Below are 26,001 nucleotides of genomic sequence, written 5' to 3' on the forward strand. Positions count from 1 at the left end.
AATTAAAGATGAAAGTTTCGCGGCAGCAGGCAGAAAGCCGGTTCGTTATTCAGAAAGTGCAGCCCGCTTTGCTTGGGCTTATGGATGGTTCTGTATCTACCATGGCGCCGATCTTTGCCGCCGCCGGTCTGACCGGTAAACCGCTATCCGCTTTTTTCGTAGGGTTGGCTGCTTCTTTGGGAGCCGGTGTGAGTATGGGACTGGCTGAAGGGTTAACCGATGATGGTTCCGTAACGGGCAGGGGTAAGCCCCTGATCAGGGGCAGTATTACAGGAATTGCCACCGCCATTGGCGGTATGCTGCATACTTTTCCATTCCTGATCCCTCATTTAAATATTGCGTTGAGGACGGCCTATGTTGTCGTAGCCGGCGAGCTGCTGGCTATTGCTTTTATCCGTTATAAGTTTATGAATACGCCGCTCATTAAAACGATCCTGCAGGTCATTGTTGGCGGGGCTATCGTCTTATTGATCGGACTCTACCTGGGTAATGCAGGGTAAAATAAAGGTTTAAGCCTGTTCGAAGAGCCATTTGAACGGCCTGACCTTATTTTTGGGCTTCAGGCCATACGCTTTAATGCTTTTTTCCCGGATCAGCGCAACGGCTTCCCCGATATCGTCGGTGACCAGGAACAACCGGTTGTCGTTCTCGCCGATGGTCCCGTCCTTTTTCATTTGAGCAATATAGGCGATCAGCTCCTGGTGATAAGCTTTACCGAAAATGATGATCGGAAAGTCCTTGATCTTATGGGTTTGGATCAGGGTCAGCGCCTCGAAGTACTCATCCATCGTGCCATACCCTCCGGGCATAACGACAAAAGCAAAGGAGTATTTGACCAACAGCACCTTCCGCAGGAAAAACTGCTTCATATACACCCATTTATCCAGGTAAGGATTGGGTTGCTGTTCTACCGGCAACTGGATATTACAGCCAACTGATCTGCCGCCAACATCACGGGCACCGCGATTGGCCGCCTCCATCAGGCCGGGCCCGCCGCCGGTCAGGATGGTGAAACCCAGCTGGGCAAATGCGGCAGCAGCTTTTCGGGTCAGCGCATAATAAGGGTGGTCCTCTTTGAACCTAGCTGAGCCGAAAATGGTAATGCAGGGCCCGACAAAGTGCAGCGCCCGGAAGCCGTGGATCAGCTGCGTCATCGTCTGAATAGTAAACTTCAGCTCTTTCCAGCGTGACTGCGGACCGTCCAGGAATTGTATTTCAGCTTTATTGATCATCGGTATTGATAGTTAATAATTGATTACGAATTGGGTATTGCCGGGAAACAGGGCTTTTTCCAGGGACCGGTCAAGCCCGTAAATATCTTTATAGATAACCAGTTCACCATCTGTCATCAAATAGGTCAGGTAAGTTATTTTCACCGGAACTTTCTTTTTTAAACGGAAAGTACGGACCTGCGCTGCATGTAAAGCCTTTTTCATGCCGGCTACCTTGTTTTCCGCGCCGTCATAGCGTAACAACAGCGCTGCCAGCTTTTCCGGGTGCGCTACCCGGATACTGCCATCGCTCAGATCCCGCTGTGCCCGGCCAAACTGTTGTTGTTCACGACTGCCCTGGGGCCTGATGGTAAAAGAACCAGCCGCCCCCGGATAGGATAGGTTAGATCGATCCGCAGGTTTTTCAGGGATGATTTCCGGCAGTAACGTGGAAAGACGGGGAAGCGCCATCCGGGGTGAGTCCTCAGCGGCTGCCGTTACCAGGTTGCTGATGGCACCTGGTATGCGGGCGGTCTGGTGCTGGGGGTTCCCGACAATGATCCTGAAAACGTAGGCTGAATCCGGCTCGTAGAGGGTTAAGGTGTAAGCGGCGATATTGACCTGGATAAAAGGGCCTTCCGCGGCCGAAGCCCAGCGGAGCCGTTCCATACTCAGCGTCATGCCTTTAATGTCCGCCGCGGAAACCTGGTAATTATCCCCGGAATGAACCCCAAGTAACATATACAACTGGTACTGCAGATCCCGGTATTGCTTACTAGTGGGTTGAACGCCGGTGATCACACTGATCAGGTCCGTTTGCCCGAGCGCACGTGTCAGCATTTTTTCGGCATGGAAAGCATCAGGGATTCCGCGATCCACCTTGCCGGCCGGATAGACCGGGTTTTTCCGGCCATAATGTAAATGGTTCATATAGGCGATCATGGCGTCAGACAGGAGCATATCAAAGCGGGCCTGTCTGGCCGCGCTGATGGTGCCCGGCGTTTCTAAAATGTCATGTAAGGTATTATACGATAATTCATTTTGGTGATAGTTTACACCTGCAAGGCCAAATTGTTCCGTACAATCGATCAGCAGCATCGCCTGCCAAGTTGGCCCTTCTCCCGTCTGGGGTTTAAACCATGCGGAATGATAGGACCTGGACGCATAGAAACGTTTAACGCTTTGCGGAAATAATAATTTTTTGCCGGCAGGACCGCCCAATTGCCGCCGGATCTCACGGGAAAGACTGTCTGCGTTTACGACTGTGGCGGCTAAACAACCTAAGCCGCTACAGGTCAGCAATAGCGTATAAAAGAAGGTAACGGACTTTTTCATAGCCAAAGATGGCTAATGCCAGCCGCTAAAATAATGATGCAGGACAGCGGCCGGGGTGACCGTACTCATTTTTTTTCCGCTGCTCTTCCGGTAAATTTGTTCATCATTAAAGCATTGATCATGAGTACAGAACTGTTAGAATTTTCAGACCGGATCGACGAGTTGTTCGACCCGGTTGCGGCTGAGCCGGATGATTTTTGGCAACAGCTGATCCACTTGTTTATCTGAACGACGGATCTGCCGGTTTCATACGCCTTCATAAATTACCCCGGATGAAGGCGTTTCTTTAAGTTCGATACGGCTTAATTGCGGCAGTAAAGGTTTGATCTTGTTCCAGATCCAGACGGACAGTACTTCTGCCGTCGGATTTTCCAATCCTTCAATCTCATTCAGCAGGTGATGATCCAGCAGGTCAACGACCGGTCCGGCGGCCATCTTCAGGTCTCCGTAATCCATTACCCAGCCTTCTTTTTCCCGGACTTTACCGGTTACAAACACCGTTAAATGATACGTATGGCCATGCAGGCGCTTGCACTTATGCCCTTCAGGAACCTGCGGAAGAAAATGCGCGGAATCAAAGGAGAATTGCTTATAGATGATCATCAGGCTTTCGTTCTTAAATTTTTGAATTTCTTAATCTTAAGGCATTAAGGATGACGGATACCGAACTCAGGCTCATGGCCAGCGCGGCGGTCATCGGGGAGAGCAACAAACCAAGAGACGGATAGAGGACACCTGCCGCGACCGGTATGCCCAGCGCGTTATAGAAAAAAGCAAAAAACAAATTTTGTTTAATGTTCCTCATGACGGCATGGCTCAGGTTCCTGGCCTGAAGGATGCCTTTCAGGTCTCCTTTTACGAGGGTGATCTTGGCGCTTTCTATCGCCACATCCGTTCCGGTACCCATGGCGATGCCGATATCCGCCTGCGCCAGTGCCGGGGCATCATTGATCCCGTCACCGGCCATGGCCACTATTTTGCCTTCCGCCTGCAGCTTTTTGATTTCGTCAAGCTTGTCCGCCGGTAATTGCCCGGCTTTAAAACCGGTCAGCTGCAGTTCACGGGCGACCGCGGCTGCCGTATGTTCATTATCGCCGGTGAGCATGATCACCCCGATGCCCTGCCGCATTAATTCCCTGACCGTATCCCGGCTGCTCGCTTTGATGGGATCGCTGATCATGACCAGGCCCGAGACGGTCCCGGCTACCGCAATATAAGAGATGGTTTTTCCTGCTTGCTGGCCGAGAAGCGCTTCCTGCGCCAGCTCCGGCGGAATTTCGGCGCCTGCCTGTTGCATCAGCGCCTCGTTGCCAACCGCCAGCGGCTGTTGGTTCACGGTTCCGGTAACGCCCTTGCCGGGTACAGCCTGAAAGTCGTTCACCGCTGTCAGCGAAAGATCCCTCGCAGCGGCAAAGGCCACCAATGCGCTTGCCAGCGGATGCTCGCTGTATTGGTTCAAAGACGCGATGGCGCAGATCAAATCATCATCCTTAATGCCGCTGACCACGACCACTTTTTCAACGGCCGGTTTACCTTCGGTCAGGGTGCCGGTCTTGTCCGTGATCAGGATATTGACGCGGTCCATCCGTTCCAGCGCTTCCGCGTCCTTGATCAGGATGCCGGCTCCGGCGCCTTTGCCAATGCCGACCATGACCGACATGGGTGTAGCCAGGCCGAGCGCGCAGGGGCAGGCAATAATCAATACGGCAATGGCATTGACTAAGCCATAGACGAAGGCGGGTTCCGGCCCGAACCTGGCCCAGGCGATGAAGGTGATCAGCGCCAGCAGGACCACCGCAGGTACAAAATACCGGGCGATGCGGTCGGTTAATTGCTGGATCGGCGCCCTGGAACGGCTGGCCGTACTGACCATTTCCACGATGCGGGCGAGCAGGGTTTCCGCGCCTACTTTTTCGGCGACCATGATAAAGGAGGTATTGCCGTTGATTGTGCCGGATATAACGTTTTCTCCCGCCTTCTTTTCCACCGGGATGGGTTCCCCGCTGATCATGGATTCGTCGATCGTTGCCCCGCCTTCGGTGATATGACCGTCGACCGGGATCTTATCCCCTGGTTTCACGCGGAGCAGATCTCCTTTTACGATCTTGTCGATAGCGATGACCTGATCCTTCCCGCCCGAGACCAGTGTCGCTTCGGTAGGTGCCAGTTTTAACAGGGCTTTAATCGCGCCGTTGGTCCGGCTATGCGCCTTTGCTTCCAGCAACTGACCTAACAGCACTAAGGTGAGTATAACCGTAGTCGCCTCAAAATACAAGGCAACAGCTCCGTGATGGGTTTTGAATTCCGGCGGAAACATTCCGGGCAGGAACAGCCCGGTTAAACTGAACAGGAAAGCCACCCCGGTACCCAGGCCGACCAGGGTAAACATATTCAGGTTCCAGGTCACGACCGATAGCCAGGCCCGAACGAAAAAAGAGCGGCAAACATAAATTACGGGAAGGGACAATACCAGTTGCACCCCGTCCCATTCAGCGGTGGACAGGAGTTTCAACAAAGGATTGGCCGGCATCATCCCCAGCATCGCGATTAAAAAAACCGGGATGGTGAAAAAGGCGGCTACCCACATTTTGCCTGATAGCTCCTTATATTCCTGTTCTTCTCCATCCACTGATGGAATGACCGGCACGAGGTCCATGCCGCAAATCGGGCAGGCTCCCGGGCTGCTCCTGGTAATTTCCGGGTGCATGGGGCAGGTAAAAGTTTTGCCGGCAGGGTTCTTGGTGTTGTTTTTTATCATAGGAATAAAAATAGTCAATCCGCAGCTTGCTGTGGATTGACTGCCAGGATTTGATTAATAAGCGTTTTCCGCTGTGGTTACGCGGATCAGCTTGGTGTTGACAAACTCATAAATGGCTGCGGGAGATTGTTCCCTGCCGTAGCCGGAATGTTTCGTGCCGCCAAAAGGTAATTCAGGTGCAATGCCGGTCACATGGTTGATGTAAACCATACCGGTATCGATCTGCCTGGCCACATTTACGGCGCGCTGATCATCTGAACTGAATACGCTGCCGCCCAGCCCAAAATCGGTGGCATTGGCTAAAGCAATCGCTTCCTGTTCGTTCTTTACCCGGTAGAACATAAACACCGGCCCAAAGATCTCTTCCTCGTAGGCAGCGGTGCCCGGCTGGATATCGGCCAAAATGGTTGGTTCCATAAAAGCGCCCGGGCGATCGATACGATGGCCGCCGGCCAACACGGTCGCGCCTTGTTCAACGGCTTGCTGAACCTGTTTGATCACGTCTGCTACTGCTTTTTCGCTGCTCAGCGGTGCCAGGTCGGTTTGTTCGTCCGTCGGGTCGCCTACCTTTAAAGCGGCAAATTTGGTTTTTACTTTTTCCAGGAAAGCATCAGCAATCCCTTCCTCTACGATCACTCTTTTTGGCGATACGCAAACTTGTCCCGCGTTCCAGATCCGGCCGCGCACCGCGGCTTCGGCTGCCTGTTCGACATCAGCGTCATCCAGCACGACAAACGCGTCGCTGCCGCCAAGCTCCAGGGTGGATTTTTTAATATACTTCCCGGCTGCCGCGGCAACGGAAGATCCGGCCGGCTCGCTGCCGGTAAGCGTTACCGCTTTGATCCGCTTATCAGCGATCAGGCGGTCGATCTTGGAACCGGGTATAAACAGGTTTTGGTAAACGCCTGCGGGAAAACCGGCCTCCAGGAAAATATCCTCCATCAGCTGCGCGCATTGCGGTACGTTGGAGGCATGCTTCAGCAGCATCGTGTTACCTGCCATCAGGTGTGGCGCCGCTGAACGGGTGATCTGGTAGAAAGGGAAATTCCAGGGCTGGATACTCAGCAATACGCCGATAGGCTCATAAGACAGGAACGCTGATCCCAGCGGAGTGTCTAAAGGCTGATCGGCCAGGAACTTTTCGCCGTTATCGGCATAGTAATCAAAAATAGCCGCGCAAAGTTCCACTTCCGCCCGGCTTTCTTTCAGGAGTTTGCCCATTTCGAGGGTAGCCAGCGCTTCCAGCTGGGGCCCGCGGACACGCAGCAGATGCGCGACGCGGCGCAACAGTTGTGCCCGTTCTGCCTTTGGTGTTTTCCGCCAGCTTTGAAAAGCGGTGTCGGCCAGGCCGATCTTTGAATCGACCTGTTCATCGGTCATCACCTCGAAGGTGGCGACAATTTCATTATTAAAAGGATTGACCGATTTGATCGGTGACGTTTTGCTTAGTGCTTCCATGATCTTGCTGTTCTTTGCTCAAAAGTAGCATGGGAGCGGGGGCTAATCAATGATGTACGACCGCAATAATTGTGATCTTGCTCACCTTATCAGGGGCCTAATCGATAACTGTGCTTTTTCGTGTGTCTTCTTTCATCGCGATCACGCCGGCCTGTTTAAATGCCCTGGCTATTTTTTCTACCGCCTCCTCTATTTGGGCAAAGGTATGCGTGGCCATTAAGGAAAACCGCAGCAGGGAGTCCTGGGGAAGCACGGCAGGCGACACGACGGGATTCACAAATATGCCCATAGCCATCAGTTTCCGGGTGACCAGGAAAGTCTGGTCATTATCCCTGATGTAAATGGGCAGGATCGGGCTTGCTGATAAGCCCAGGTCAAAGCCCTCGGCCTGCATTAGCGCCCGTGCATAATGGGTATTATCCCAGAGTTTAGCGATCCTTTCCGGTTCGGCTTCAATAATATCCAGGGCGGCAATGGTGCTGGCCACAGCCGATGGCGTCATACTCGCGCTGAACATCAGCGAGCGGGCCTGGTGTTTCAGGTAGTCTATGGTCGCATGATCACCGGCCGCAAAACCACCCAGGGAGGCCAGCGATTTGCTGAAAGTGCCGGTGATCAGGTCTACCTCAGCGGTCAGGTTAAAATGCGAGGCCGTACCGGAACCTTTATGCCCGATCACACCCAGGCTATGCGCGTCATCAATCATGATGTTGGCGCCATATTGTTTCGCAAGGGCAACGATCCCGGGTAATTGAACGATATCACCCTCCATGCTGAAAATGCCGTCAATGACAATCAGCTTAATGGCTTCTTGCGGCAGCATACTTAGCTTTCGCTGTAAATCCTGCATATCGTTGTGCGCATACTTGATCACGCGTGAAAAGGAAAGGCGGCAGCCATCGATAATAGAAGCATGATCCTGTTCGTCCAGTATCAGATAGTCATTTCGTCCGGTGATACAGGACAGGACACCCAGGTTGACCTGGAAGCCCGTGCTGAACAGAACGGCCGCTTCCTTATGTACATACCGGGCAAGACGGCTTTCCAGTTCGATATGAATATCCAGCGTCCCGTTCAGGAACCTGGAGCCGGCGCATCCGGTCCCATATTTGTCGATCGCTTTTTTTGCGGCTTCTTTAATATAAGGATGATCAGTCAGGCCCAGGTAGGAATTGGAGCCGAACATCAATACCCGTTTACCCGCGATAAGGACTTCAGTGTTTTGACCGGATTCGATTGCCCGGAAATAGGGGTAAAGCCCCTTGGCTTTAATGTCAGCAGCATCCGTAAAACGGGCGATCTTGTCCTGTAGTTTTTTACGCATAGGTCCTGTTTTTGTTTTCCTGCCGGCTATAAGCCTCGTAGGCTTCGGCGTTCAGCAGCAAATTCTTTTGATCAGTTTGGGCGGCTTCTATTTGAACCAGCCAGGTATGATAGCAATCGTTGTTCACGGATCCGGGCGCGCTGAATATTTCCGGGTTGATAGCTGCAATTGTCCCGGTTACCGGCATAAATAGGTCCATTTCCGCTTGTTCCGTTTCGATAGTGCCCAGATAGCTGCCCTGCACCACTATTTTATTTAAGTAGGGAATAGTCACGATCAGCACCCCGGCTAATGCTTTTTGCGCGAAGTCCGTGATGCCCGTAAAGGCATAGGCCTCTTCGAATCTCAACCACTGATGGCCGGTGGTGTAATATAAATGCTGCGGGTAATGGGAATCAACTTTCATGGCTTCGAATTTACCCTCCGGTGCAGGCTGATTTATCGTAACAAATCAACCCGGAAGCTGATATTTATCAGTTTTTAAACCGATCGAAGCTATATTAGTTCCGGAAATAGCTGACCATGATGATCCCCAGGATAATACCTGCGATCATAATGACATACAGCAGGATCTCATTCCCCGCGAATTTTTTGTATTTCGTCCAGAAGGTATAATCAGTCCTGCGTTTTGACATCGTACAAAAGTAGGGGATAATTTGCCCGCCGGATAAAAATCCGGTATGATATAAATCAGTATTCCGCCTGATGTTTTTCCGCATTTTGCGCCACCCCGGGGTATTACCTTTGACCTAATGGAAAAGCCTTCGAAGGCAGAACAGGTAAAAATGAAAGATACTTTTAATATGGGGTACGATTTACAGCAGGCGGGATTTGATTTCGCGGCCGTCAATCAGCGAAGCGAGCATAATTTGGAATTACTGAATGGTATCGCGGAAGATTTTGTCAAAGCGTCATTCCAAAAAGCCGGGATCAAGTGTGATAAGGAAGAAGTTTTGTACCGGTTTGATGAAGCCCTCCCGGCGATGAACAGCGATGAGCCGGTCCTGATCGTCTATGCCGACAGCGCGGCGACACTGCGGGTTAAATTCATCAACCGGTCAAATCCTTTATTTACCAACCTGTTTGTGGAAGAGCTGGCCAAAGCGTAGCATCAAATGATAGGCCTACCATTATGGGTGAAATATCAGCAGCGGGCATATTTGTATTATATCTTATCCCCGCCCGGCCAAAGGGATTCCTCCTTTGAGATCCTTTTGGAAGGCAGGAATTGTAAGATCTGTTTGGATGAAGACGGTACCTGGGTGGAAAGGAATGATGAAGGCACCACGATGTTTGATGCGGAACTGATCCGGTTGATCGGTAAAATCATCAATGGCCATTTCCATATCAGGAAGCATAATTACAGCTGACCCTAACCTTGCGCGCTTCAAAAACACCGATGCCGTAGTGAAGGCAAACATGTGACTTAGTCTTTAATGAACCAATAATGGGCCAAAATATGCTGCTGAGCTATTGGTATAAGTTGCCGGATAAAATTTGATCTGCCGGGTAAAAAGGTTTTTCATGCCCGTCATATTTACCATCCTCCAGGTTTTTACCAATAGCCTTAAAAGCGGTAATAGTCTTGTACACCTCTTGAAACGTATGGATCGCCGTAGGAATAAGCCGCAGGATAATCATGCCCTTCGGGATGACCGGATAAACCACCATAGAGCAAAAAATGTCATGATGCTCCCGCAGGTCCCCGACGAGTTTGGTCGCCGCCTGGATCGAACCTTGTAAGTAGACCGGGGTAACGGGTGACTCCGTGTTGCCAATATCAAGGCCGGCTGCCCTTAATCCGTTCTGTAGTTCGTGCGTGATCTGCCAGAGTTTGATGCGCAGTTCCGGCTGCTCCCGGATCAGCTGCAAGCGCTGGTGCAGGCCGAAAACGACCGGCATCGGCAGTGACTTGGCGTAAATTTGGGAGCGCATATTGTAGCGCAGGTACTGGATGATCTCCTTCTTGCCGGAAATAAATGCGCCGATAGCGGCGAAAGCTTTCGCAAACGTACCGAAATAGAGATCGATGGCATCCTGCACACCCTGCAACTCACCGGTCCCGGCACCCGTCGGGCCCATTACGCCGATGCCGTGCGCATCATCTACCAATAAGGTAAAGTCATGTGTTTTTTTGAAAAGGGCGATCTCTTTGAGTTTGCCCATATCGCCGCGCATACCGAAGACGCCTTCGGTGATCACCAGTATCCCGCCATTGCCGGCCGATATCAGTTTCTCCGCCCGGTTTAGCTGCTTTTCAAAATCTTCCATATCGTTATGCTTGAACACGAACCGCTTCCCGGCATGTAAGCGGCAGCCATCAATGATACAAGCGTGTGCCTCGGAATCATAAACGATCACGTCATGCCGGTCTACCAGGCTATCGATGACCGACAGCATTCCCTGGTAACCATAATTCAGCAGGAACGTATCCTGCTTGTTCACAAATTCGGATAGTTTCCCTTCCAGCAGTTCATGCAGGGTAGAGTTGCCCGTCATCATGCGCGCGCCCATGGGATAAGCCAGGCCATATTGTTTGGCCCCCTCTTCATCGGCTGTACGGACATCGGGATGATTGGCCAGGCCGAGATAATTATTTAAACTCCAGATCAATTTCTCTTTTCCGTTAAACATCATGCTGCTGCCGAGTTCACCCTCCAGCCTCGGATAGGCAAAATAGCCGTGGGCGTAATGTGCATGGGAACCAAGCGGGCCTAATTTTGACAAAGCTTTTTCTAGTAAATTCATGTAGTTGTTTTTAAATTGGTAACCGCTTCACGGCTTTCCGTAACAATTGCCGGCTTATCCAGTTCCGGATGGTAATGCACTTTCGGGGATAGCCAGTATAACAGGAATACCCTGGAATACCTGAAATTGACCGGGGATAAGGCAAACAGCCCAAACAGGATCGCTGAGGTATAAAGCCAGGGTGAATCACTGTTTCCCGTGATCAGGTAGGTCAAATAACAAATCATTCCACCCTCCATGATATTCAGGGCATAGCTCACGTACATCGCGGCGTAAAAATAACCCGGTTCGATTTCAAAGATCATCCTGCAGTCCGGACAATGGATATTGATCCGGTTAGAACTGAAACTATACATCCCGCCTTCAAACATCTTCCCGCGCCTGCAGCGCGGGCATTTGGCGTGCAGCATCGCCCGCGATTTCGGTGTCTTTTCCATTTAATTGATCGTTCTGCTGCCGGTTTGTACTATTTTATCTATATTCTTATAGCAGGGCATCAACACTTTCACTACCCCTTAACCCACATTTTCAATACCCTGCTATAGGAATTATCCACTAATTGATACGATGCCGGTATTTGTTTATCCGGCGCATGATAAGTGACCAGCCTGGTGCCTGCCTGCCGGCTGCTGAGCATATCATGAATGAACTCGGTATAATGGTTGTAAAGCTCAAAAGAGGTCCTTACTGAGTAGTCGATGCGGCTGCCGGGCTCTATATTTTCATAGAAAGAATTATAGAAATAAAAATGGTCGTAATGGTCATAGTCCAGTTCGGTCAGGTTCCCATGGCTAAAGTGAACATTGTCCGCGCCAACCTGTTCTTGTGCAACTTGGGCATGATGGAATAGTTCCTTGCGCTGTTCAATTCCAAAAAAATCGGTATTGGGATGATACACGCCCGCTGCGATGCAAAATTTACCGACCCCGCTGCCAATGTCTAAAACGCGTGCCCCGGGGCTGGCCAGGTAATTGCTGGCCTCCAATGCGATGTCAAGGGCGGTCCAGTGCATCTGGGACAGTTCCCGGATATGCTGCGGGTATAAGGTATCAAAGGCGGCGTCTTTTCGGAAATAGGAAATATTGATGGTATCGCTATACATTGGCTATAATTCTCAGCTTAAAATTTATTTATTCCCTGATCCATAAGCGGAGCAGGGTGCCGAATGACTGATCGGCTTGTTTAAAATCATTCGGTAAGATCTCACCGAGGCTCTGATAGGTGACTACCCGGGTACCAGGGGGCTTATCTTTGAGTACGGACTGCAAATACCGGGTATAATAATCATAGAGGCTGTAGGACGTTTCAATCGTATCGTCGATAGCATTCTCCCGGTCGATGTTCTCATAAAAGGAGTTATAGAAATAGAAATGATCAAATTCATGGAAGTTGACCTGCGTGATATTCGCATGGATAAAGCTGGCGTTGTCCAGCCCGAGATATTTTTTGGCGATCCTGGCGTAATGCACCAGTTCATGCCTTTGTTCCACCCCAAAGTACTCGGAATCGGGATAGTGGTGGGCGCCCACCATGCAAAATTTTCCGATGCCGCTGCCGATGTCCAGGATCCTGGCCCCCTTGACATTTAAATATTCTGCTGCCTTCTTCGCAACAGCCAGCGGGGTCCACTGTCTCAGGGACATTAATTGGAAATGTTCGGGATACAACCAGTCGAACGCTGCATCGTTGCGGAAGAAACAAGCCGCGGGGTTGATTTTTTTTAAGGGTGCGATGATGTTGCGTTGACGGGCTTCCGGTTCAGGCGGGAAAAGAGAGTATGGGTAAGCGTTGATCACCTTCAAAGATACCCGGTGTCTGCGTACCCCGCACCGGAATAAATCAGTGAAGAAGCTGATATTTATCAGTTTTTAATATTATCGTAACTTTGCGCCATGAGCTTATCAGGAATATTTCCTATCGACCGTTGGAATTTTACTACCCAATCGATCTTAAACGTTCTTTCAGCGGAGGATTATAACTTGTTAATCAGCAACCAAAGCGATTACCGCTACCAAAAAGGAGAGGTGATCTTCCGCGAGGGTGCATTTCCATCCGGGATTTTTTTAGTCAGAAGCGGCCAGGTTAAAAAATACAAGGTGGATCAGATCGGTAAGGAGCAGATTATTTACGTTGCCAATCAGGGGGAGCTCATTGGCTATCATGCGGTGCTTTCCGAAGAACGTTACCCGGATTCCGCGGCTGCCATGGAAGAAAGCCTGGTATCCTTTATTCCCAAAGAAGATTTCACCGCGGCCTTACAGCGCTCCCCGCTTTTTATGCAAAGACTCTTAAAGGCGCTGAGTCATGAATTTACGGTGCTGGCCAATAGCATCTCCGTTTTTGCGCAGCGCACCGGCCCGGAGCGCCTGGCGATCGCGCTCATTGTGCTGCGGGAGAAAGCCAAGGACGGGCAAACTCCCGACCAGGATATCGTATTGAACATATCCCGTTCAGACCTCGCCAATATTGCCGGGATTGCACAGGAAAACGTTATCCGCTTGCTCAAGGAATTTAAAACCGAGGGTATACTGGAAACCGACGGCCGTAAAATATTGATCAGGGATATCAAACTACTGGTTAAAAGGGCCAATTACCGGTAACGCGCCGGGTTTGCCGGCAGACAGGAAACCGCTAATCCGTTAAAAGCTTGTATTCATGCATAACGCGCTTAACCTGGGTAAATAACGCTTTTTTAACCTCCTGGTATTCCTGGTTAAGATTGACCATCAGGTCGGCCAAGCCGTTATTTTCGGTCAGCAGGTATGAAATATCCTCCGGCGTAACGTTTTCAGCTATCGCGGTTAAACGATCCAGTTGTTCCCTGCACCGCACAGCCGCTTCGTGCATATCCAGTTGCAGCCCTAAAATTTGATCGTCAATAGCCTTCAGCGTTTCGCCGGCTACCTTTCCGGTCAGGCGAATCAAATAATCGCGCTGTAGCTGGAGTAAAAAATCAGTTTCTATTTGAAAGAATTCCAAATCGCTGGTCCAGCGTTTGGCCAGTGTGTGGTATTGTTCCGCACGGTCGGACATTTCGGTTAAATTTTCCATTTTGGTGAGTTTTGTAGATAAGTAGATGTTACCTGCGTCTTGTGATCCTCCATTGGATGAGTAACGGGCTATTGGTTAAATAAAGTTGGGTTTAAGGTTCAACTCCTCCTGATCAATTCCATTTCAATGATCTTTTTCCTTTCATTGTATTCTTCAGCGCCGATTTCGCCGGCAGCATAGCGCTTAAGCAAAATAGCTAAAGGGCCGTCCTTTTTATTTCGCTGACCGGGGATATCGTAAGGGATGGCGAATATCCAAACCAGCATTAAAATCCATAAAAACCACCAGATGAGGTCCATACCCCAATAATTCATTGTATACATCATGACCGTATGTTGTTTATTTTTTAATGACTTAATTCAAGCCATTGTGCGTACTACAAACTTGCAAACAAATCGGTCATCAGGTAATGACGCCGGTCATGATCCGCCATGATCGTGGTCAGTTTTAAATTGCTGATCGTCGCGTTAATCAAATTGCCCGTTGTAGAGTTCAAAATATTTTCCCTGCAATTTTAACAGGGTTTCGTGGCTGCCCCGTTCGATGATCTCTCCGTTTTCGAGCACCAGGATTTCATCCGCGTTACGGACAGTGGACAGGCGGTGGGCGATCACAAAGCTGGTCCGGCCTTTCATCAACTGGTCCATACCCTGCTGGATGATCAGTTCGGTACGGGTGTCGATGGAGCTAGTCGCCTCATCCAGGATCAGAATGGCCGGTTTGGCTACGGTGGCCCGTGCGATATTCAGTAATTGGCGTTGCCCCTGGCTCAGGTTGCCGCCATCGTTTTGTAGTACCGTATCATAACCCTTAGGCAATCTTCGAATGAAGGAATCGGCGCCGGCAAGGACAGCTGCGGCAATAACGTCCTGGTCTGTGGCTTCCAATCTGCCGTAACGGATATTTTCCAGTACCGTACCCGTAAACAGGTGCGTGTCCTGCAAGACAATAGCCATGCATCTGCGTAAATCGGCTCTTTGGATATGTTTGATCGCAATACCGTCAATCGTGATTTGCCCGGCCTGGATGTCATAGAACCTGGGCAGCAGGTTCATGATCGTGGTTTTACCCGCGCCGGTGGAGCCGACCAGGGCGATCTTTTGACCGGGTTTCGCGGTGATGCTGATATGCCTGAGCACCGTTTTGCCAGCATCATAACCAAATGTCACCGCCTTAAATTCCACCTCGCCTTTTACATTCGCCAAGGTTACGGCCTCAGGCGCATCGCTGGTTTCCGGCACTTCGTCCATGATCTGGAAAATGCGTTCCGCGCCGGCCAACGCGGCCTGCAGGCTGTTATACTGACCGGAGATCTCATTGACAGGACGGCCAAATTGCCGGGAGTATTGCAGGAAGGCGGCTAAGCCACCCAGGTCAAAGCCTCTTAAAATAGCGAGCAAACCGCCTACCGTTGCCGTCAGCGCAAAATTGATCGTGTTCAGGTTCTGGATCACCGGCTGCATCACCCCGGAGTATAATTGTGCCTGCGTAGCTTTATCGCGCAGATCATAATTCAGCTTTTCAAATTCGGTTTCAGCCATGGCCTCGTAGCAAAACACCTTGACCACTTTTTGCCCGGTGATCATTTCTTCAATGTAGCCATCAGCAGCGCCTAAAGCGGCCTGCTGCGTCGTAAAAAAACCTTTGCTTTTACCGATGATCTTCGCGGCAACCAATAACATGAGCGGTACGATGACCAGAGTGACCAAGGTGAGCAACGGACTGATATACAACATCAGCGCGAAAATGCCCAGCAGCGTGATCGTACTGGTCAATAGCTGCAGGATGCTGGTATTCAGCGAATCGCTCACATTATCCACATCATTGGTAAACCGGCTCATCAGATCGCCGTGATTGTGCGTATCAAAGAATTTCAGCGGCAAAGATTGCAGTTTGCTGAACAAGTCCGCGCGGATCACGCTGATGGTTTTTTGCGCCACCACGATCATCAGCCGGTTCAGCCAGATACCCGCGACAGCGCCAATACCGTAAATGGTTAATAACAGCACCACCATCCGGATCAGCCCGGGGATATCGCGCGGGATGATAAAATTATTGATGATCGGACGCAATAAATAAGAACCGAGCAGCGTAGTGGTGATATTGAGGAGGAGCAGGAAAAGAATTAAAAATAAGGCTCCTCTTTGCCGGCTCAGGTAGCGCCATAAACGCAGCATGACCTGCCATGCATTTTTTGGCTTCTCGACGAAAATATGCCCGCGCCTGCCTGGCAAACCGGCTGGTTGGATCGCTGCTTTCATGATACCAGTTGCTGAGAGTGATAGATTTCCTGGTAAACCGGACTCGATTTTAATAGCTCATCATGTGAACCACTGCCGATGATCGCGCCGTCGTCCAGCAGGATGATCCGGTCCGCCGATTTGATAGAGCTAAGCCTTTGGGTAATAATAAAAGTGGTGGTCCCCTTCAGGTGCGTGCTGAACGATGACCTGATCCGGGCCTCGGTGGCCGTGTCCACCGCGCTGGTGCTGTCATCCAGGATAAGGATAGCTGGCTTTCTCAGGATGGCTCTGGCGATACAGATCCGTTGTTTTTGCCCGCCGGACACATTGATGCCGCTTTGCCCCAGCACCGTTTCGTAGCCTTTGGGAAAGGTTATGATAAAATCATGGGCCTGTGCATCCTTGGCGGCTGAGATAATTTCCTCATCGGTAGCCTGCGGGTTGCCCCATTTCAGGTTCTGTTTGATCGTTCCTGAAAATAATTCGTTTTGTTGTAGCACCAGCTTCAGGTTATTCCGCAGGTTAGGCAGAGTATAATCGCGGACATCAACATCATCGATCAATACCTGTCCCTTGCTCACATCATACAGCCTCGGGATCAGTTGCACCAGGGTGCTTTTGGCCGCGCCGGTCGCGCCGATAATGGCGACGGTTTCACCCGCGTTAACCACGAGATTGATATCTTTGAGTACATAGGCCTCCGCATCGGGATGGTATTTAAAGGAAACGTTCTTAAATTCGACTTTGCCTTTTTGAACCAGCAGGTCTTTCTCCTTTGCCTCAGGCGAATCGACAATATCGACCGTGGTGTTCAATATTTCCAGGATACGGTCAGAAGATGCCCGCGCTCTGGAAAAAGTCATGATGGTCATGGAAAGCATCATCAGCGACATCAGGATCTGGGTGATATAGGTGATAAACGACATGAGCTGCCCGACCTGGAAGGAACCCGAAATGATCGCGTTGCCGCCGAACCAAACGATAGCGACGATGGAAATATTCATCACCAGTTGCATGACCGGCAGGATCATCACCACCATACCCGAGGCTTTGACCGCCATTTCCCGCAATTCATCATTGGTACGGCCGAATTTTTTCTTTTCAAAATCTTCCCGGACAAATGATTTGACCACCCGTACATTGACCAGGTTTTCCTGTACCACGGCGTTTACCTTATCCAGCCTGCGCTGCATCTGCTCAAAATAAGGAAAGCCTTGATGCAGGATGATATACATGCTGATTCCTAACACCGGGATGGCCACGGCAATGACCAGGGCCAGCTGCGCGTTGATGCTGACAGCAATTACGACCGCAAAGAGCAGCATTAATGGTGCCCGGATCAGTAAGCGTAAAGACATCATGATCACTTCCTGAACGATATTCACGTCGTTGGTCAGCCTTGTGGTAAGCGATGCCGAACTGAACTTGTCCAGGTTGGAAAAAGAGAATTCCTGTATTTTTTTAAACAGCCCTTTCCTTACTTCGGCAGCGAAACCCACCGAAGCATGGGAAGAATAATAGATATTGCCGACATTGGCGGCAATAGCGATGATGGACAAAACCAGCATCAGGCCACCGGTTTGCAGGATATAGTGCAGGTTTTTGTGCCCCACGCCGACATCTACGATCTTTGACATCAGGTCGGGCTGTACAATTTCACAGGCGACGTCGATGATGACCAGCAAGGGCGCCAGGATCAGGGCTTTTTTATAAAGCAGAAAAAAGGGAAAGTATTTTTTCATGAATGAGCCTTCACATTACCAGTACGACCGCGCCTTGTACTGAACCTCCCCGTACAGCTGCCAATGCTTCATTGGCCTCATGCAGCGGGAATAATTTGGTTTCCGTCTTCACCGGCACCTGTGATGCCAAAGCTATAAATTCTAAACCGTCTTTCCGGGTGAGATTGGCCACCGAACGGATCATTCTTTCTCCCCATAAAAGTTCGTAGGAAAACGATGGGATATCACTCATATGGATTCCGCCGCAAACAACGCTGCCTCCTTTGTCTGTATACTTCAATGCTTGGGTAACCAACGATCCGACAGGCGCGAAAATGATCGCCGCATCCAACAGTTCCGGCGGGGATGCGGTCGAATCGCCCGACCATTCCGCGCCCAGCGCCGTTGCGAAAAGCTGTGCGTCCCGGTCCCCGTTTTTGGTAAAGGCGTATATTTTTTTACCCTGGTGCAAGGCGACCTGGATCAGGATATGCGCGGCTGCGCCAAATCCGTAAATACCCAGCCGGTCAGCGTGCGGCCCCGCCATTTTATAGGAGCGGTAGCCGATCAGGCCCGCGCAAAGCAGCGGCGCCCCCGACGGGTTCCCATACCTGGCCGGCATGGAAAAGCAAAAGTCTTCAAAAGCGACTGTATATTCGGCGTAACCGCCGTCAAGAGTATAACCGGTAAAGAGCGCATTTTCACATAGGTTCTCTTGTTCCCTCCGGCAATATTTACATTGTCCGCAGGTATAAGCCAGCCAGGGGATGCCTACCAGGTCACCGATTTTAAATTTTGAAGCTGTTGTTCCCAGCTGTACGATCTTACCTATAATTTCATGACCGGGGATCAGCGGCAGTTTTGGTTGCGCCAGTTCACTGTCCATGATATGCAGATCGGTCCGGCAAACGCCGCAGGCGATGATCTTCACCAATACCTGCCTGGCGGCGGGCACCGGTATGGGGATCGTTTTTAATCGTAAGGGTTGCCCGGGGACTTCCATCACCATGGCGCTCATGGTGCGATCGGTAATCGTTTGCTTAGTACTCATGGTAACGTTACTACATGTGGAAGCCGGTTTTGTGACGACCGGCCTTTGTTATGCTCCCGATTTGTTTTTAAGAACTTTTATTTCTTCTTTTTCTTTAACAATATCCTGGCGGATCAATCCGAATAAGCTCATGTAGGCGTTGGCGACGTACACCAGCGCAAAGCCCGCGATCAGGTAGCCTGCCCAGTTATCCATGAGCAGCTTGTAGCCCGTCAGGCAAAGAAACAGGATGGTCACATAATGACTAAAGCAGTACTCACAGGTAAACAAGTAGAAGAACTTTCGCTCCACTAATGATTTACCTTCCTGGCTGCGCCGGGTACAGTATTCCCGGGGTTCCCGGAACACTTCTTCATGCGTCACCGTCCAGGCGATGCAGGCGATCGGGATAGCCAGCAAAAAAAGCCAGCTGATCTGTAGGGTTAAGGTCATCATGGTTTAATCTTTTAAATCGATGACCAGCTCATTCGCGACGGCTACAACACCCGGCGCGTTCCAGGCCATCCGTTCCGCTTCCTCTTTCTGGTACCAGGAATTGACCACGCCGCTGAGCGTTACGGCATGCTCTGTTACATAGACCTGTATATCCTGGTCATAAAGGGACGCGCTTCGCCTGAACGCACGCTGGACATCTTCCTGTTCCAGCTCATCCGGGCTTTCAGGTTGTATCCGGATATCATTGGTGAACACTTTGACACCATCCAGGTGCCTGACCGCATTTCTTGCCGCCTCTTTCTGATAGTTCCAGGGAACATTGCCGGTTAAGGTAACCCAACCGTTTTCCACGGTCACTTTTATCCGGTCATGAGGAACCTGGCCATCTTTTTTCAAGGCTTGGATGGCCTCCATGGCAATTTCCTGATCGCTCCGGTCCGTCTCATTGATAAACTGGACGGCTATCTTTTCTACGACTGCCTTTACGCCGGTGACGCCTTTAGCCACTTCTTCAGCCTTTGATTTTTTAAGGTAGCCGTCCACTACGCCGGTCAGGGTGGCCACCCCGTCGGTAACATTTACGGCAATTTTAGTGTCTTTCAACAGGGGCTCCCAATGGATGGCCTCCTGAATGTCGTTTGCGATATCCTGGTTGGTTTTCATATGCATTTTAGTTTTATCGTAGGGAAAGTTTTTTAGAAAAGTGCGCCTTGACAAACGCGTGTTGCTGGTTAACGGTCATCTTATCCGCCTGTTCAATTTCGATTTGGATAGCGCTGAAGCGATGGTCCTTTCGCAAAAAGTTAAATAGCTCAACCTTGGCGTCAGTAGGGCCAAACAGAATGACCTCATCGTAGCCCCTGATCAGTTCACCCAATTCTTTATAATAAGCTGCCTGCTCATGCTGCTCTTTGTTATGCATCAGGTTTTCACTCCGGGACAGCGTTTGCTCCTTTTCTTCGTGCGTGAATTCGGAATCAATGGTGGTGGTTTGAATGGGGTCTGTGGTAAACTCCATTAAGTGGGCAGTTTGATGATCCATCCAAATGCCCAGATCTTTTGTGTTTTTCATAGTTTGATTGTTTAGTAGACGCCGTTGCCTGACAGGATAAGCGCTGCCAGTTCTCCGTCCAGGTTATAAATATCTTTTCTAAAATTCAGCCGGTTATCGCGGTCTGTAAAAGCCGTAAAGTAAGCGATGAACACCGGCACCTTTTGGGCCAGGGTGGCATAACGCTCTTTACCGGCATGCATGGCGGCAGCTATTTTTTCCGGGTTCCATTCCTTGTCTTCTTTCAGCAAGAAGTTCGCCAGCCTGACGGGTTCAGCGATGCGGATGCAACCATGACTAAAGGCCCGGGAAGTCTCGCCGAACAGTGACTTTGACGGGGTATCATGCAGGTAAATATTATAGCTATTGGGAAACATGAATTTAACCAGGCCCAATGAATTCATCGGTCCCGGCTTCTGCCGGACGACCGGCAAACCATCCAGGTAGCCGGTGATCTCCATATCATGTTTGGCGATATAGTTAGGATCATTTTTGATGCCGGGCAAAATTTCATTGCGGACAATACTTGGCGGAATGTTCCAGTACGGGCTAAAAACGACGTATTTGATCTCCCCGTAAAATACGGTAGTTTGATGCATAGTTTGCCCGACCACCGCGCTGCAGCTCCACAATAAACTATCCGCATGATAAACATGTAATTTGAATTCAGGTATATTAACGGCCAGGTAAACGGAGCTTAACGTAACGGGTAACCACCGGCTTCTTTCCATATTCACCAGGATCTGGCTGATCCGGCTTTTTAAGGGGATATTCAGTTCGGCCAGGGTTGCTTTATCCGGCAAGCCGTTAACCGGCAGGCCGTGACGGAACTGAAATTGTTTAACCGCGTTCTGCAGTATCTTGTCATAATGGTTATTTAGGGTATCCCCGTGATAATCTTCCAATTTATATAAGCGCGCTTTGATCAGCGTGACCACGGGAGCAGAATCGCCGGGTTTTAAACGGGGCAATGGCAGCACAATAGGAGGCCAGGTACTCCCGGTATCCAGGGCGCGGTATTTTCGTAAAAAGCTTTTGAGTAATTCATACTGCCGGTAGACCGGCTCGGCTGATGTGAATGGTTTGTCCGGCGCGGCTAAAAGGCTGTCCAGGTACTGGTCATAAGCCATTTTTTTACGGGGGAGATACCAGCCGGACGATTTACTGGCAGCGTTGTTCATCCCGTTCCAGGCCAGTTTTGAAAAGACGAAATATTGCGCGGTCAGCAGCAGTTCCAGGGTGACGTTGGTCTGCTGGTTGTTTTGCTGCCCGTTCAACCCGTCTAAAAGCAGTTCCAGTTCCTTTTGGTAAGGAATAGCAGTATAAATTCCCTCGTCCGGCAAGTTGATCATGCGGTTAACCAAATTGCCTGCCTGCTCGGTTAAACGACCGCCGGCAAACCAGGCACAGGCGTATGCTCTATGGTCATAAAAATCCAGGAGCTGCGCCTTACCGGTAATCAATTCAGGGTGGCCCTGATAAAAAGCGATGATCTCCAGGCTGTCCAAAACAACGGGTGACTGCGTATTCAATAACGCCGGTTCGTTTTTTTTCACCCCTTGGCCAAAGCCATGTAGAATATAACCGGTCAAAAAGATTACGAAGAAATATTTCAGGGAATAGGACATGTTTACCATTCGTTTAAAAAACCGGATAAGCGGGTACCGGGTAGGGATAGATCAGTAAGGGCACCAGCGGATTGGCCGCGAGCTTTTGGGTATAGCTCCCGCCGAATAATCGCTCAATGAAGCCTTTGTTACGGTGGACCATGACCAGCAGGTCGGCACCTACCGCCGTCTCCAGCTCCTGTAGTCCCGTCTTTACCTGGTTTTGATGAATATTCCGGTAATAAATATTGGGGTAATCGATTTGGTTGCCAACATCCTGTAAGAAGTTTTTGACCGGCGTTTCCGCAGGATCTCCTTCCGGGCTGATATGCGCCAGCATGATCTCGGCATGGAATGGCCTGGCCAGTCCCGCGAGCGAATTCAGCACTTCCAGGTCGGCAGCGCTCAGGTCCGTTGGAAAAGCGATTTTCTGCAGGGATGTAAAAGCCGCATGTTCAGGAATGATCATTACCGGCAGGGAGGAATTATCGAGTACCCCCCGCAGGTGATTGCCCATGACCAGCGCGGTAAAGCCGGTATGGTGAGTGGCTATTACGATTAAGATCAGCGCTTTATCCGCTAGTAATTCGTCCAGATCCAGGGTTGCGGTGCCTGCACTGCAATTGCAGGTGATCGCCGGCTTGAAAGCATCGGCAGGCCAGCCCGATAATACTTTTTTTAACTGCTCTGCCTGCAAACGAAGGTCTTTTTCGTTGCTCTTTTGGAGCGCGTCATCATCTTCCAGGGGCCAGGCGATCTGGGCGCTCAGCGGTTCGGCGGATGGCACGAGGAAAGTATGGTACAATAGTATATTGGCTCCTAAGTGCCGGGCCAGCTGCAGCGCATAAAGTGCGGCATTGGTTGACCTGTCAGAAAAATCGGTAAGTATGGCTATCTTTTTCATAATGCTTGATGATCCTGGTGAACAGATCGATCAAAACTGCCCATAAAACGGCGGACTAAACAGGATAGCCGTCATCTGGAAAAATGATCCTTATCACAAAATCAGTGGTTAAGGTGTAAAATCCATTGCTTACCGGTAAATTAGCGCAGTTATTGCTGTTACTTGTTTAAGCCGGTCCGAAATGAACGCAAACATTTTACTGATTGAAGACAACCAGGATATCCGTGAAAACACGGCCGAATTACTGGAACTAGAGGGTTACCGGGTCATTACTGCCGATAACGGGCTGGAAGGTATCCGTTTAGCAGGCCTTCACTTTCCTGACCTGGTCATCAGCGATGTCCTGATGCCCGGCGCTGATGGTTACACCGTTTTTCAGGCCCTGCTGGACCGGGAAACAACCCGCCATATCCCTTTTTTATTTATTACCGCTAAATCCGAGAGTGGCGACAAGGCAAAAGCCCTGTCGATCGGGCGGTGCGCTTACCTGGTTAAGCCTTTTGATGAAAAGGAATTGCTGGACTGCCTGGCGAAAATGCTCAATCCTTCATTGTGACGATAATACGTTAATAATCAGTTGAAATGGTGACCTTGGTCATTTTTCATTAATGCCTTATCGTATAGATTTGTGTTATAATTTATGCCCATCCTTAAACTATACCACTATGAAATGTCTGCAGTTTAGTTTTTCGCATCCCGTTAAAGGCACGGCCTGTCTGACCCGTATCTCCCTGCAAGGAGTCCAGGACCGCCGAAGGTTGAAATTCGACACCGGGGAAAACACCGAACTGAGCCTGCCCATCGATGATCTTCCTGAAGGAAAATGGAAACTCCTGCTGGAATGGGAATATGAGGAAAGATCATTTAGCCATAGCAGTGAATTTGATAGGGTGCCGGAAAATACGTTGTTCCCTGCACCTCTGTTTGCCAATGCCAGCCTGTTCCACAGCAAGGGGACACCTTTTTCCACCAGGGGAAAGTATGCCGCTGCGGATAGCGAGTAATGCCGCCAATCCGGAAAGTGACGCCTCTCATATTTTAAGATGACCGGACTCATGGCCTGTGGAGCCAGTTAAGCGGAAATTTACAGCCATAATGAAAAACGTTATGTTAAGAGAACTCAACGATACCCAGATAGAAGCGCTATTAAAGGAGCAATTGTACGGCCGCATTGGCTGTCACTCAGCGGAGACGATGTATATCGTACCTGTAAATTATATTTATGACAACGGGATCATTTATTGTCATTCTGCCGAAGGGATGAAAATTCAGATGATGCGGGAAAATCCGCAGGTCTGTTTTGAGGTAGATGATATCAAGACGATGACCAACTGGCAAAGCGTGATCGCCTGGGGCCGGTTTGAAGAAATTACTGGTCTGGAAGAAAAACAACACATCTTACAAAAGCTGGTGGATAGGATCAGCCCCTTTATTTTAGACGATTCCGTTACCAGGGAACACGGCTTTGTGGACGAAGAGAGTGATGTCGGCACGAGTGTTGAACTGATTATGTATAAGATTATCGTCAGCAAAAAAACAGGGCGTTTCGAAAACAGGTAATTCAAAAACTATGAACAGTCAATTGACTAATGCGGTTACGCACAAAGATCATATAAAAGGGCCGGATACAGCGGCGCTTGAACTGGTCGAATACGGCGATTATCAATGCCCCTCCTGCGGAGAGTCCTATCTGGTGATCAAAAAGGCGCAGCAAGTGCTGGGTAAAAACTTAAAATTTGTTTTCAGGAACTTTCCTTTAACGGAACACCCGGATGCCTTTCCTGCGGCGACGGCTGCCGAAGCGGCGGCGCTTCAGGGCCAATTCTGGGAGATGTACGACCTGCTTTACACTAACCAGCTTTACTTAAATTCCGATGACTTGCTGGCTTACGCCGATCAGATCGGTTTAGATCGGAATAAGTTCGAAACGGACCTTCAAAGCGAGGCGCTGGCGTCAAAGATAGAAGCGGATTTTGAAGGGGGAGAACGCAGCGGCGTAACCGGAACACCCAATTTTTATATCAATGGTGAAAAATATGAAGGGGATTGGGAAGACGATGCGCTGGTCCATTATTTAAAAAGGCTGTTGGCGACGGTCTAAAGATCATCATCAACCCAAAAAAAATAAACATGAAACATTTGAAAATAGAAACGATCCTTGAAAAAAGGATCGAAAAAATAGATGCTGCCCTTATCAATGTCCGGCTGCAGCTCCAGCCAGAGGAAATTCGCGTATTTAGAATAAAAATTAAGAAGCTGGGTGCCTTCCTCCGTTTAATGGATAGCGCAAAAGGTCATAGGCACGCTGCTAAACTCCCCCCAAAAATGGTAAAGATCTACCAATTATTAGGGGTTGTCCGTACGGTGCAGTTGCAGCAAAGCTATGTTCAAAAAACAGGGAGCGGGCAACCGGGCTCACCGGATACTTATCTGGCGTACCTGGAGGGCCAATTGCAGCAATACTCAGCGGAAGTCCATCAACAGCTGAAAGGGCTGAAGCCCTTAAAGAAAGCAGCAGAAAAAATAATAAAGTTGTTACCTAAGCAGATCAGCCGGGCGGCTATCCTGCAATTTATACATTTGGAAGGAGATGCCTTGGCAGAATTATTTACTCCTGTTTTTCCTTCGGATAAGTCTTTTCACGAAGCCAGGAAATTATTAAAGAACTTGTTACATATTTCCCCTTACCTGGATATGCAGATCAAGGAAATTTCGGCATATACGGCGTTAGCAACCTATGAGGATATCAGGGAATTGACGGTGCTTTTAGGAGACTTTCAAGAACTCCATACCGTTATCAACAGCCTGCACGCCGCAGTTTCTAAGATAGAAATTGAGGACAGCGAGAAAAACCTGTTACGTGGCCTGGAAGTCCTTTGGATCAAAGACCGGGAAAACCTTCGTGACCGGATCTATGGCGAGCTGTATAAAATAACCGCTTCCGGCCGGACAACTAAACACCCGGTCGAATTGCAGGTCACGTAAACATACGTTGATAGCGAAGCGTCGCAGGATATACCAACCTGCAGTTAAAAACTGATTTTATCAGGGGTTTGTCATCTCTCCGGTATTAATTGGTATATCGGGAAATTCCGATATATATT

General features: G+C 49.8%; 31 protein-coding genes. 9 read left to right on the plus strand and 22 right to left on the minus strand.

What is annotated here, in order from left to right:
* Positions 1-8: 8 nt before the first annotated feature.
* Positions 9-500, plus strand: coding sequence for a hypothetical protein (locus tag HB679_RS01290; RefSeq protein WP_214070127.1), 492 nt, complete (start codon positions 9-11; stop codon positions 498-500).
* Between the two features lie 9 nt (positions 501-509).
* On the opposite strand, the gene HB679_RS01295 is transcribed toward HB679_RS01290, so the two are convergent.
* From HB679_RS01295 to HB679_RS20555, 8 genes are all read right to left on the minus strand, one after another.
* Complete coding sequence (locus tag HB679_RS01295; RefSeq protein ID WP_214070128.1) at positions 510-1,232, minus strand: TIGR00730 family Rossman fold protein; 723 nt, start codon at positions 1,230-1,232, stop codon at positions 510-512.
* 12 nt (positions 1,233-1,244) lie between these two features.
* Complete coding sequence (locus HB679_RS01300; protein ID WP_214070129.1) at positions 1,245-2,546, minus strand: hypothetical protein; 1,302 nt, start codon at positions 2,544-2,546, stop codon at positions 1,245-1,247.
* A gap of 246 nt (positions 2,547-2,792) precedes the next feature.
* Complete coding sequence (queD, locus tag HB679_RS01305) at positions 2,793-3,149, minus strand: 6-carboxytetrahydropterin synthase QueD (RefSeq protein ID WP_214070130.1); 357 nt, start codon at positions 3,147-3,149, stop codon at positions 2,793-2,795.
* A 13-nt stretch (positions 3,150-3,162) separates the two neighbouring features.
* A complete protein-coding gene (locus HB679_RS01310; protein WP_255547514.1) occupies positions 3,163-5,304 on the minus strand; it encodes a copper-translocating P-type ATPase in 2,142 nt (713 codons plus the stop codon).
* Positions 5,305-5,358: 54 nt separating this feature from the next.
* Positions 5,359-6,762 carry an NAD-dependent succinate-semialdehyde dehydrogenase gene (locus HB679_RS01315; protein ID WP_214070131.1) on the minus strand — a complete coding sequence of 468 codons (1,404 nt, stop codon included), beginning with the start codon at positions 6,760-6,762 and terminating at the stop codon, positions 5,359-5,361.
* Positions 6,763-6,859: 97 nt separating this feature from the next.
* A complete protein-coding gene (locus HB679_RS01320) occupies positions 6,860-8,086 on the minus strand; it encodes a pyridoxal phosphate-dependent aminotransferase family protein (protein WP_214070132.1) in 1,227 nt (408 codons plus the stop codon).
* On the minus strand, positions 8,079-8,492 hold the full coding sequence (locus tag HB679_RS01325; protein WP_214070133.1) for a glycine cleavage system protein H: 414 nt from the start codon (positions 8,490-8,492) through the stop codon (positions 8,079-8,081). The genes HB679_RS01320 and HB679_RS01325 overlap by 8 nt, the downstream gene beginning before the upstream one ends.
* Before the next feature lie 94 nt (positions 8,493-8,586).
* Positions 8,587-8,721, minus strand: a complete 135-nt coding sequence (locus tag HB679_RS20555) for a hypothetical protein (RefSeq protein WP_255547515.1) — start codon at positions 8,719-8,721, stop codon at positions 8,587-8,589.
* A gap of 117 nt (positions 8,722-8,838) precedes the next feature.
* Between HB679_RS20555 and HB679_RS01330 the strand changes: the two genes are divergently transcribed.
* Together HB679_RS01330 and HB679_RS01335 are read left to right on the plus strand one after the other, a co-directional pair.
* A complete protein-coding gene (locus HB679_RS01330; protein WP_214070134.1) occupies positions 8,839-9,195 on the plus strand; it encodes a hypothetical protein in 357 nt (118 codons plus the stop codon).
* A 6-nt stretch (positions 9,196-9,201) separates the two neighbouring features.
* A complete protein-coding gene (locus HB679_RS01335; protein ID WP_214070135.1) occupies positions 9,202-9,456 on the plus strand; it encodes a hypothetical protein in 255 nt (84 codons plus the stop codon).
* Between the two features lie 100 nt (positions 9,457-9,556).
* On the opposite strand, the gene HB679_RS01340 is transcribed toward HB679_RS01335, so the two are convergent.
* From HB679_RS01340 to HB679_RS01355, 4 genes are all read right to left on the minus strand, one after another.
* Positions 9,557-10,834, minus strand: a complete 1,278-nt coding sequence (locus HB679_RS01340) for an aminotransferase class I/II-fold pyridoxal phosphate-dependent enzyme (protein WP_214070136.1) — start codon at positions 10,832-10,834, stop codon at positions 9,557-9,559.
* Positions 10,831-11,139, minus strand: coding sequence for a hypothetical protein (locus HB679_RS01345; RefSeq protein WP_255547516.1), 309 nt, complete (start codon positions 11,137-11,139; stop codon positions 10,831-10,833). Before HB679_RS01345 ends, HB679_RS01340 begins: the two co-directional genes overlap by 4 nt.
* A 203-nt stretch (positions 11,140-11,342) precedes the next feature.
* Complete coding sequence (locus tag HB679_RS01350; protein ID WP_214070138.1) at positions 11,343-11,936, minus strand: class I SAM-dependent methyltransferase; 594 nt, start codon at positions 11,934-11,936, stop codon at positions 11,343-11,345.
* Between the two features lie 28 nt (positions 11,937-11,964).
* Positions 11,965-12,630, minus strand: coding sequence for a methyltransferase domain-containing protein (locus HB679_RS01355; protein ID WP_346345136.1), 666 nt, complete (start codon positions 12,628-12,630; stop codon positions 11,965-11,967).
* A 96-nt stretch (positions 12,631-12,726) separates the two neighbouring features.
* Between HB679_RS01355 and HB679_RS01360 the strand changes: the two genes are divergently transcribed.
* Positions 12,727-13,434, plus strand: a complete 708-nt coding sequence (locus tag HB679_RS01360) for a Crp/Fnr family transcriptional regulator (protein WP_214070140.1) — start codon at positions 12,727-12,729, stop codon at positions 13,432-13,434.
* Between the two features lie 31 nt (positions 13,435-13,465).
* Here HB679_RS01360 and HB679_RS01365 read toward each other — a convergent pair whose 3' ends face one another.
* The 10 genes from HB679_RS01365 to HB679_RS01410 all read right to left on the minus strand — a co-directional run bounded on the left by HB679_RS01365 (position 13,466) and on the right by HB679_RS01410 (position 22,897).
* Positions 13,466-13,885, minus strand: a complete 420-nt coding sequence (locus tag HB679_RS01365) for a hypothetical protein (RefSeq protein ID WP_214070141.1) — start codon at positions 13,883-13,885, stop codon at positions 13,466-13,468.
* A gap of 98 nt (positions 13,886-13,983) precedes the next feature.
* Positions 13,984-14,211 carry an SHOCT domain-containing protein gene (locus HB679_RS01370; RefSeq protein ID WP_214070142.1) on the minus strand — a complete coding sequence of 76 codons (228 nt, stop codon included), beginning with the start codon at positions 14,209-14,211 and terminating at the stop codon, positions 13,984-13,986.
* Positions 14,212-14,352: 141 nt separating this feature from the next.
* A complete protein-coding gene (locus HB679_RS01375; RefSeq protein WP_214070143.1) occupies positions 14,353-16,146 on the minus strand; it encodes an ABC transporter ATP-binding protein in 1,794 nt (597 codons plus the stop codon).
* Entirely contained in the window at positions 16,143-17,870 is a 1,728-nt protein-coding gene (locus tag HB679_RS01380; RefSeq protein ID WP_214070144.1) for an ABC transporter ATP-binding protein, read from the minus strand. Before HB679_RS01380 ends, HB679_RS01375 begins: the two co-directional genes overlap by 4 nt.
* Positions 17,871-17,880: 10 nt before the next feature.
* Positions 17,881-18,900: a zinc-dependent alcohol dehydrogenase family protein gene (locus tag HB679_RS01385; RefSeq protein WP_214070145.1), complete on the minus strand. Its 1,020-nt coding sequence runs from the start codon at positions 18,898-18,900 to the stop codon at positions 17,881-17,883.
* Positions 18,901-18,948: 48 nt separating this feature from the next.
* Complete coding sequence (locus tag HB679_RS01390; protein ID WP_255547517.1) at positions 18,949-19,335, minus strand: hypothetical protein; 387 nt, start codon at positions 19,333-19,335, stop codon at positions 18,949-18,951.
* A gap of 3 nt (positions 19,336-19,338) precedes the next feature.
* Positions 19,339-19,998 (minus strand): BON domain-containing protein, encoded by a 660-nt coding sequence (locus HB679_RS01395; protein WP_214070146.1) that lies wholly within the window; start codon positions 19,996-19,998, stop codon positions 19,339-19,341.
* A gap of 13 nt (positions 19,999-20,011) precedes the next feature.
* Positions 20,012-20,407 carry a hypothetical protein gene (locus tag HB679_RS01400; RefSeq protein ID WP_214070147.1) on the minus strand — a complete coding sequence of 132 codons (396 nt, stop codon included), beginning with the start codon at positions 20,405-20,407 and terminating at the stop codon, positions 20,012-20,014.
* Positions 20,408-20,418: 11 nt separating this feature from the next.
* Positions 20,419-21,942 (minus strand): L,D-transpeptidase family protein, encoded by a 1,524-nt coding sequence (locus tag HB679_RS01405; RefSeq protein WP_346345126.1) that lies wholly within the window; start codon positions 21,940-21,942, stop codon positions 20,419-20,421.
* An 85-nt stretch (positions 21,943-22,027) separates the two neighbouring features.
* Positions 22,028-22,897 carry a universal stress protein gene (locus tag HB679_RS01410; RefSeq protein WP_214070149.1) on the minus strand — a complete coding sequence of 290 codons (870 nt, stop codon included), beginning with the start codon at positions 22,895-22,897 and terminating at the stop codon, positions 22,028-22,030.
* A 181-nt stretch (positions 22,898-23,078) separates the two neighbouring features.
* Here HB679_RS01410 and HB679_RS01415 point away from each other — a divergent pair, with 181 nt between their 5' ends.
* The 5 genes from HB679_RS01415 (at position 23,079) to HB679_RS01435 (ending at position 25,882) form a co-directional block, all read left to right on the plus strand.
* The gene (locus HB679_RS01415) at positions 23,079-23,453 is read left to right on the plus strand and encodes a response regulator (protein WP_091157891.1); all 375 of its coding nucleotides are present in this window, start codon (positions 23,079-23,081) and stop codon (positions 23,451-23,453) included.
* Between the two features lie 109 nt (positions 23,454-23,562).
* Positions 23,563-23,901 carry a hypothetical protein gene (locus HB679_RS01420; protein WP_214070150.1) on the plus strand — a complete coding sequence of 113 codons (339 nt, stop codon included), beginning with the start codon at positions 23,563-23,565 and terminating at the stop codon, positions 23,899-23,901.
* A gap of 103 nt (positions 23,902-24,004) precedes the next feature.
* Positions 24,005-24,457 (plus strand): pyridoxamine 5'-phosphate oxidase family protein, encoded by a 453-nt coding sequence (locus HB679_RS01425; RefSeq protein WP_214070151.1) that lies wholly within the window; start codon positions 24,005-24,007, stop codon positions 24,455-24,457.
* A gap of 10 nt (positions 24,458-24,467) precedes the next feature.
* Positions 24,468-24,998: a DsbA family protein gene (locus HB679_RS01430; RefSeq protein ID WP_214070152.1), complete on the plus strand. Its 531-nt coding sequence runs from the start codon at positions 24,468-24,470 to the stop codon at positions 24,996-24,998.
* Between the two features lie 29 nt (positions 24,999-25,027).
* Positions 25,028-25,882: a CHAD domain-containing protein gene (locus HB679_RS01435; protein ID WP_214070153.1), complete on the plus strand. Its 855-nt coding sequence runs from the start codon at positions 25,028-25,030 to the stop codon at positions 25,880-25,882.
* Positions 25,883-26,001: the final 119 nt, after the last annotated feature.

This window comes from Mucilaginibacter sp. dw_454 (genome assembly GCF_018449775.1).
GTDB lineage: Bacteria > Bacteroidota > Bacteroidia > Sphingobacteriales > Sphingobacteriaceae > Mucilaginibacter.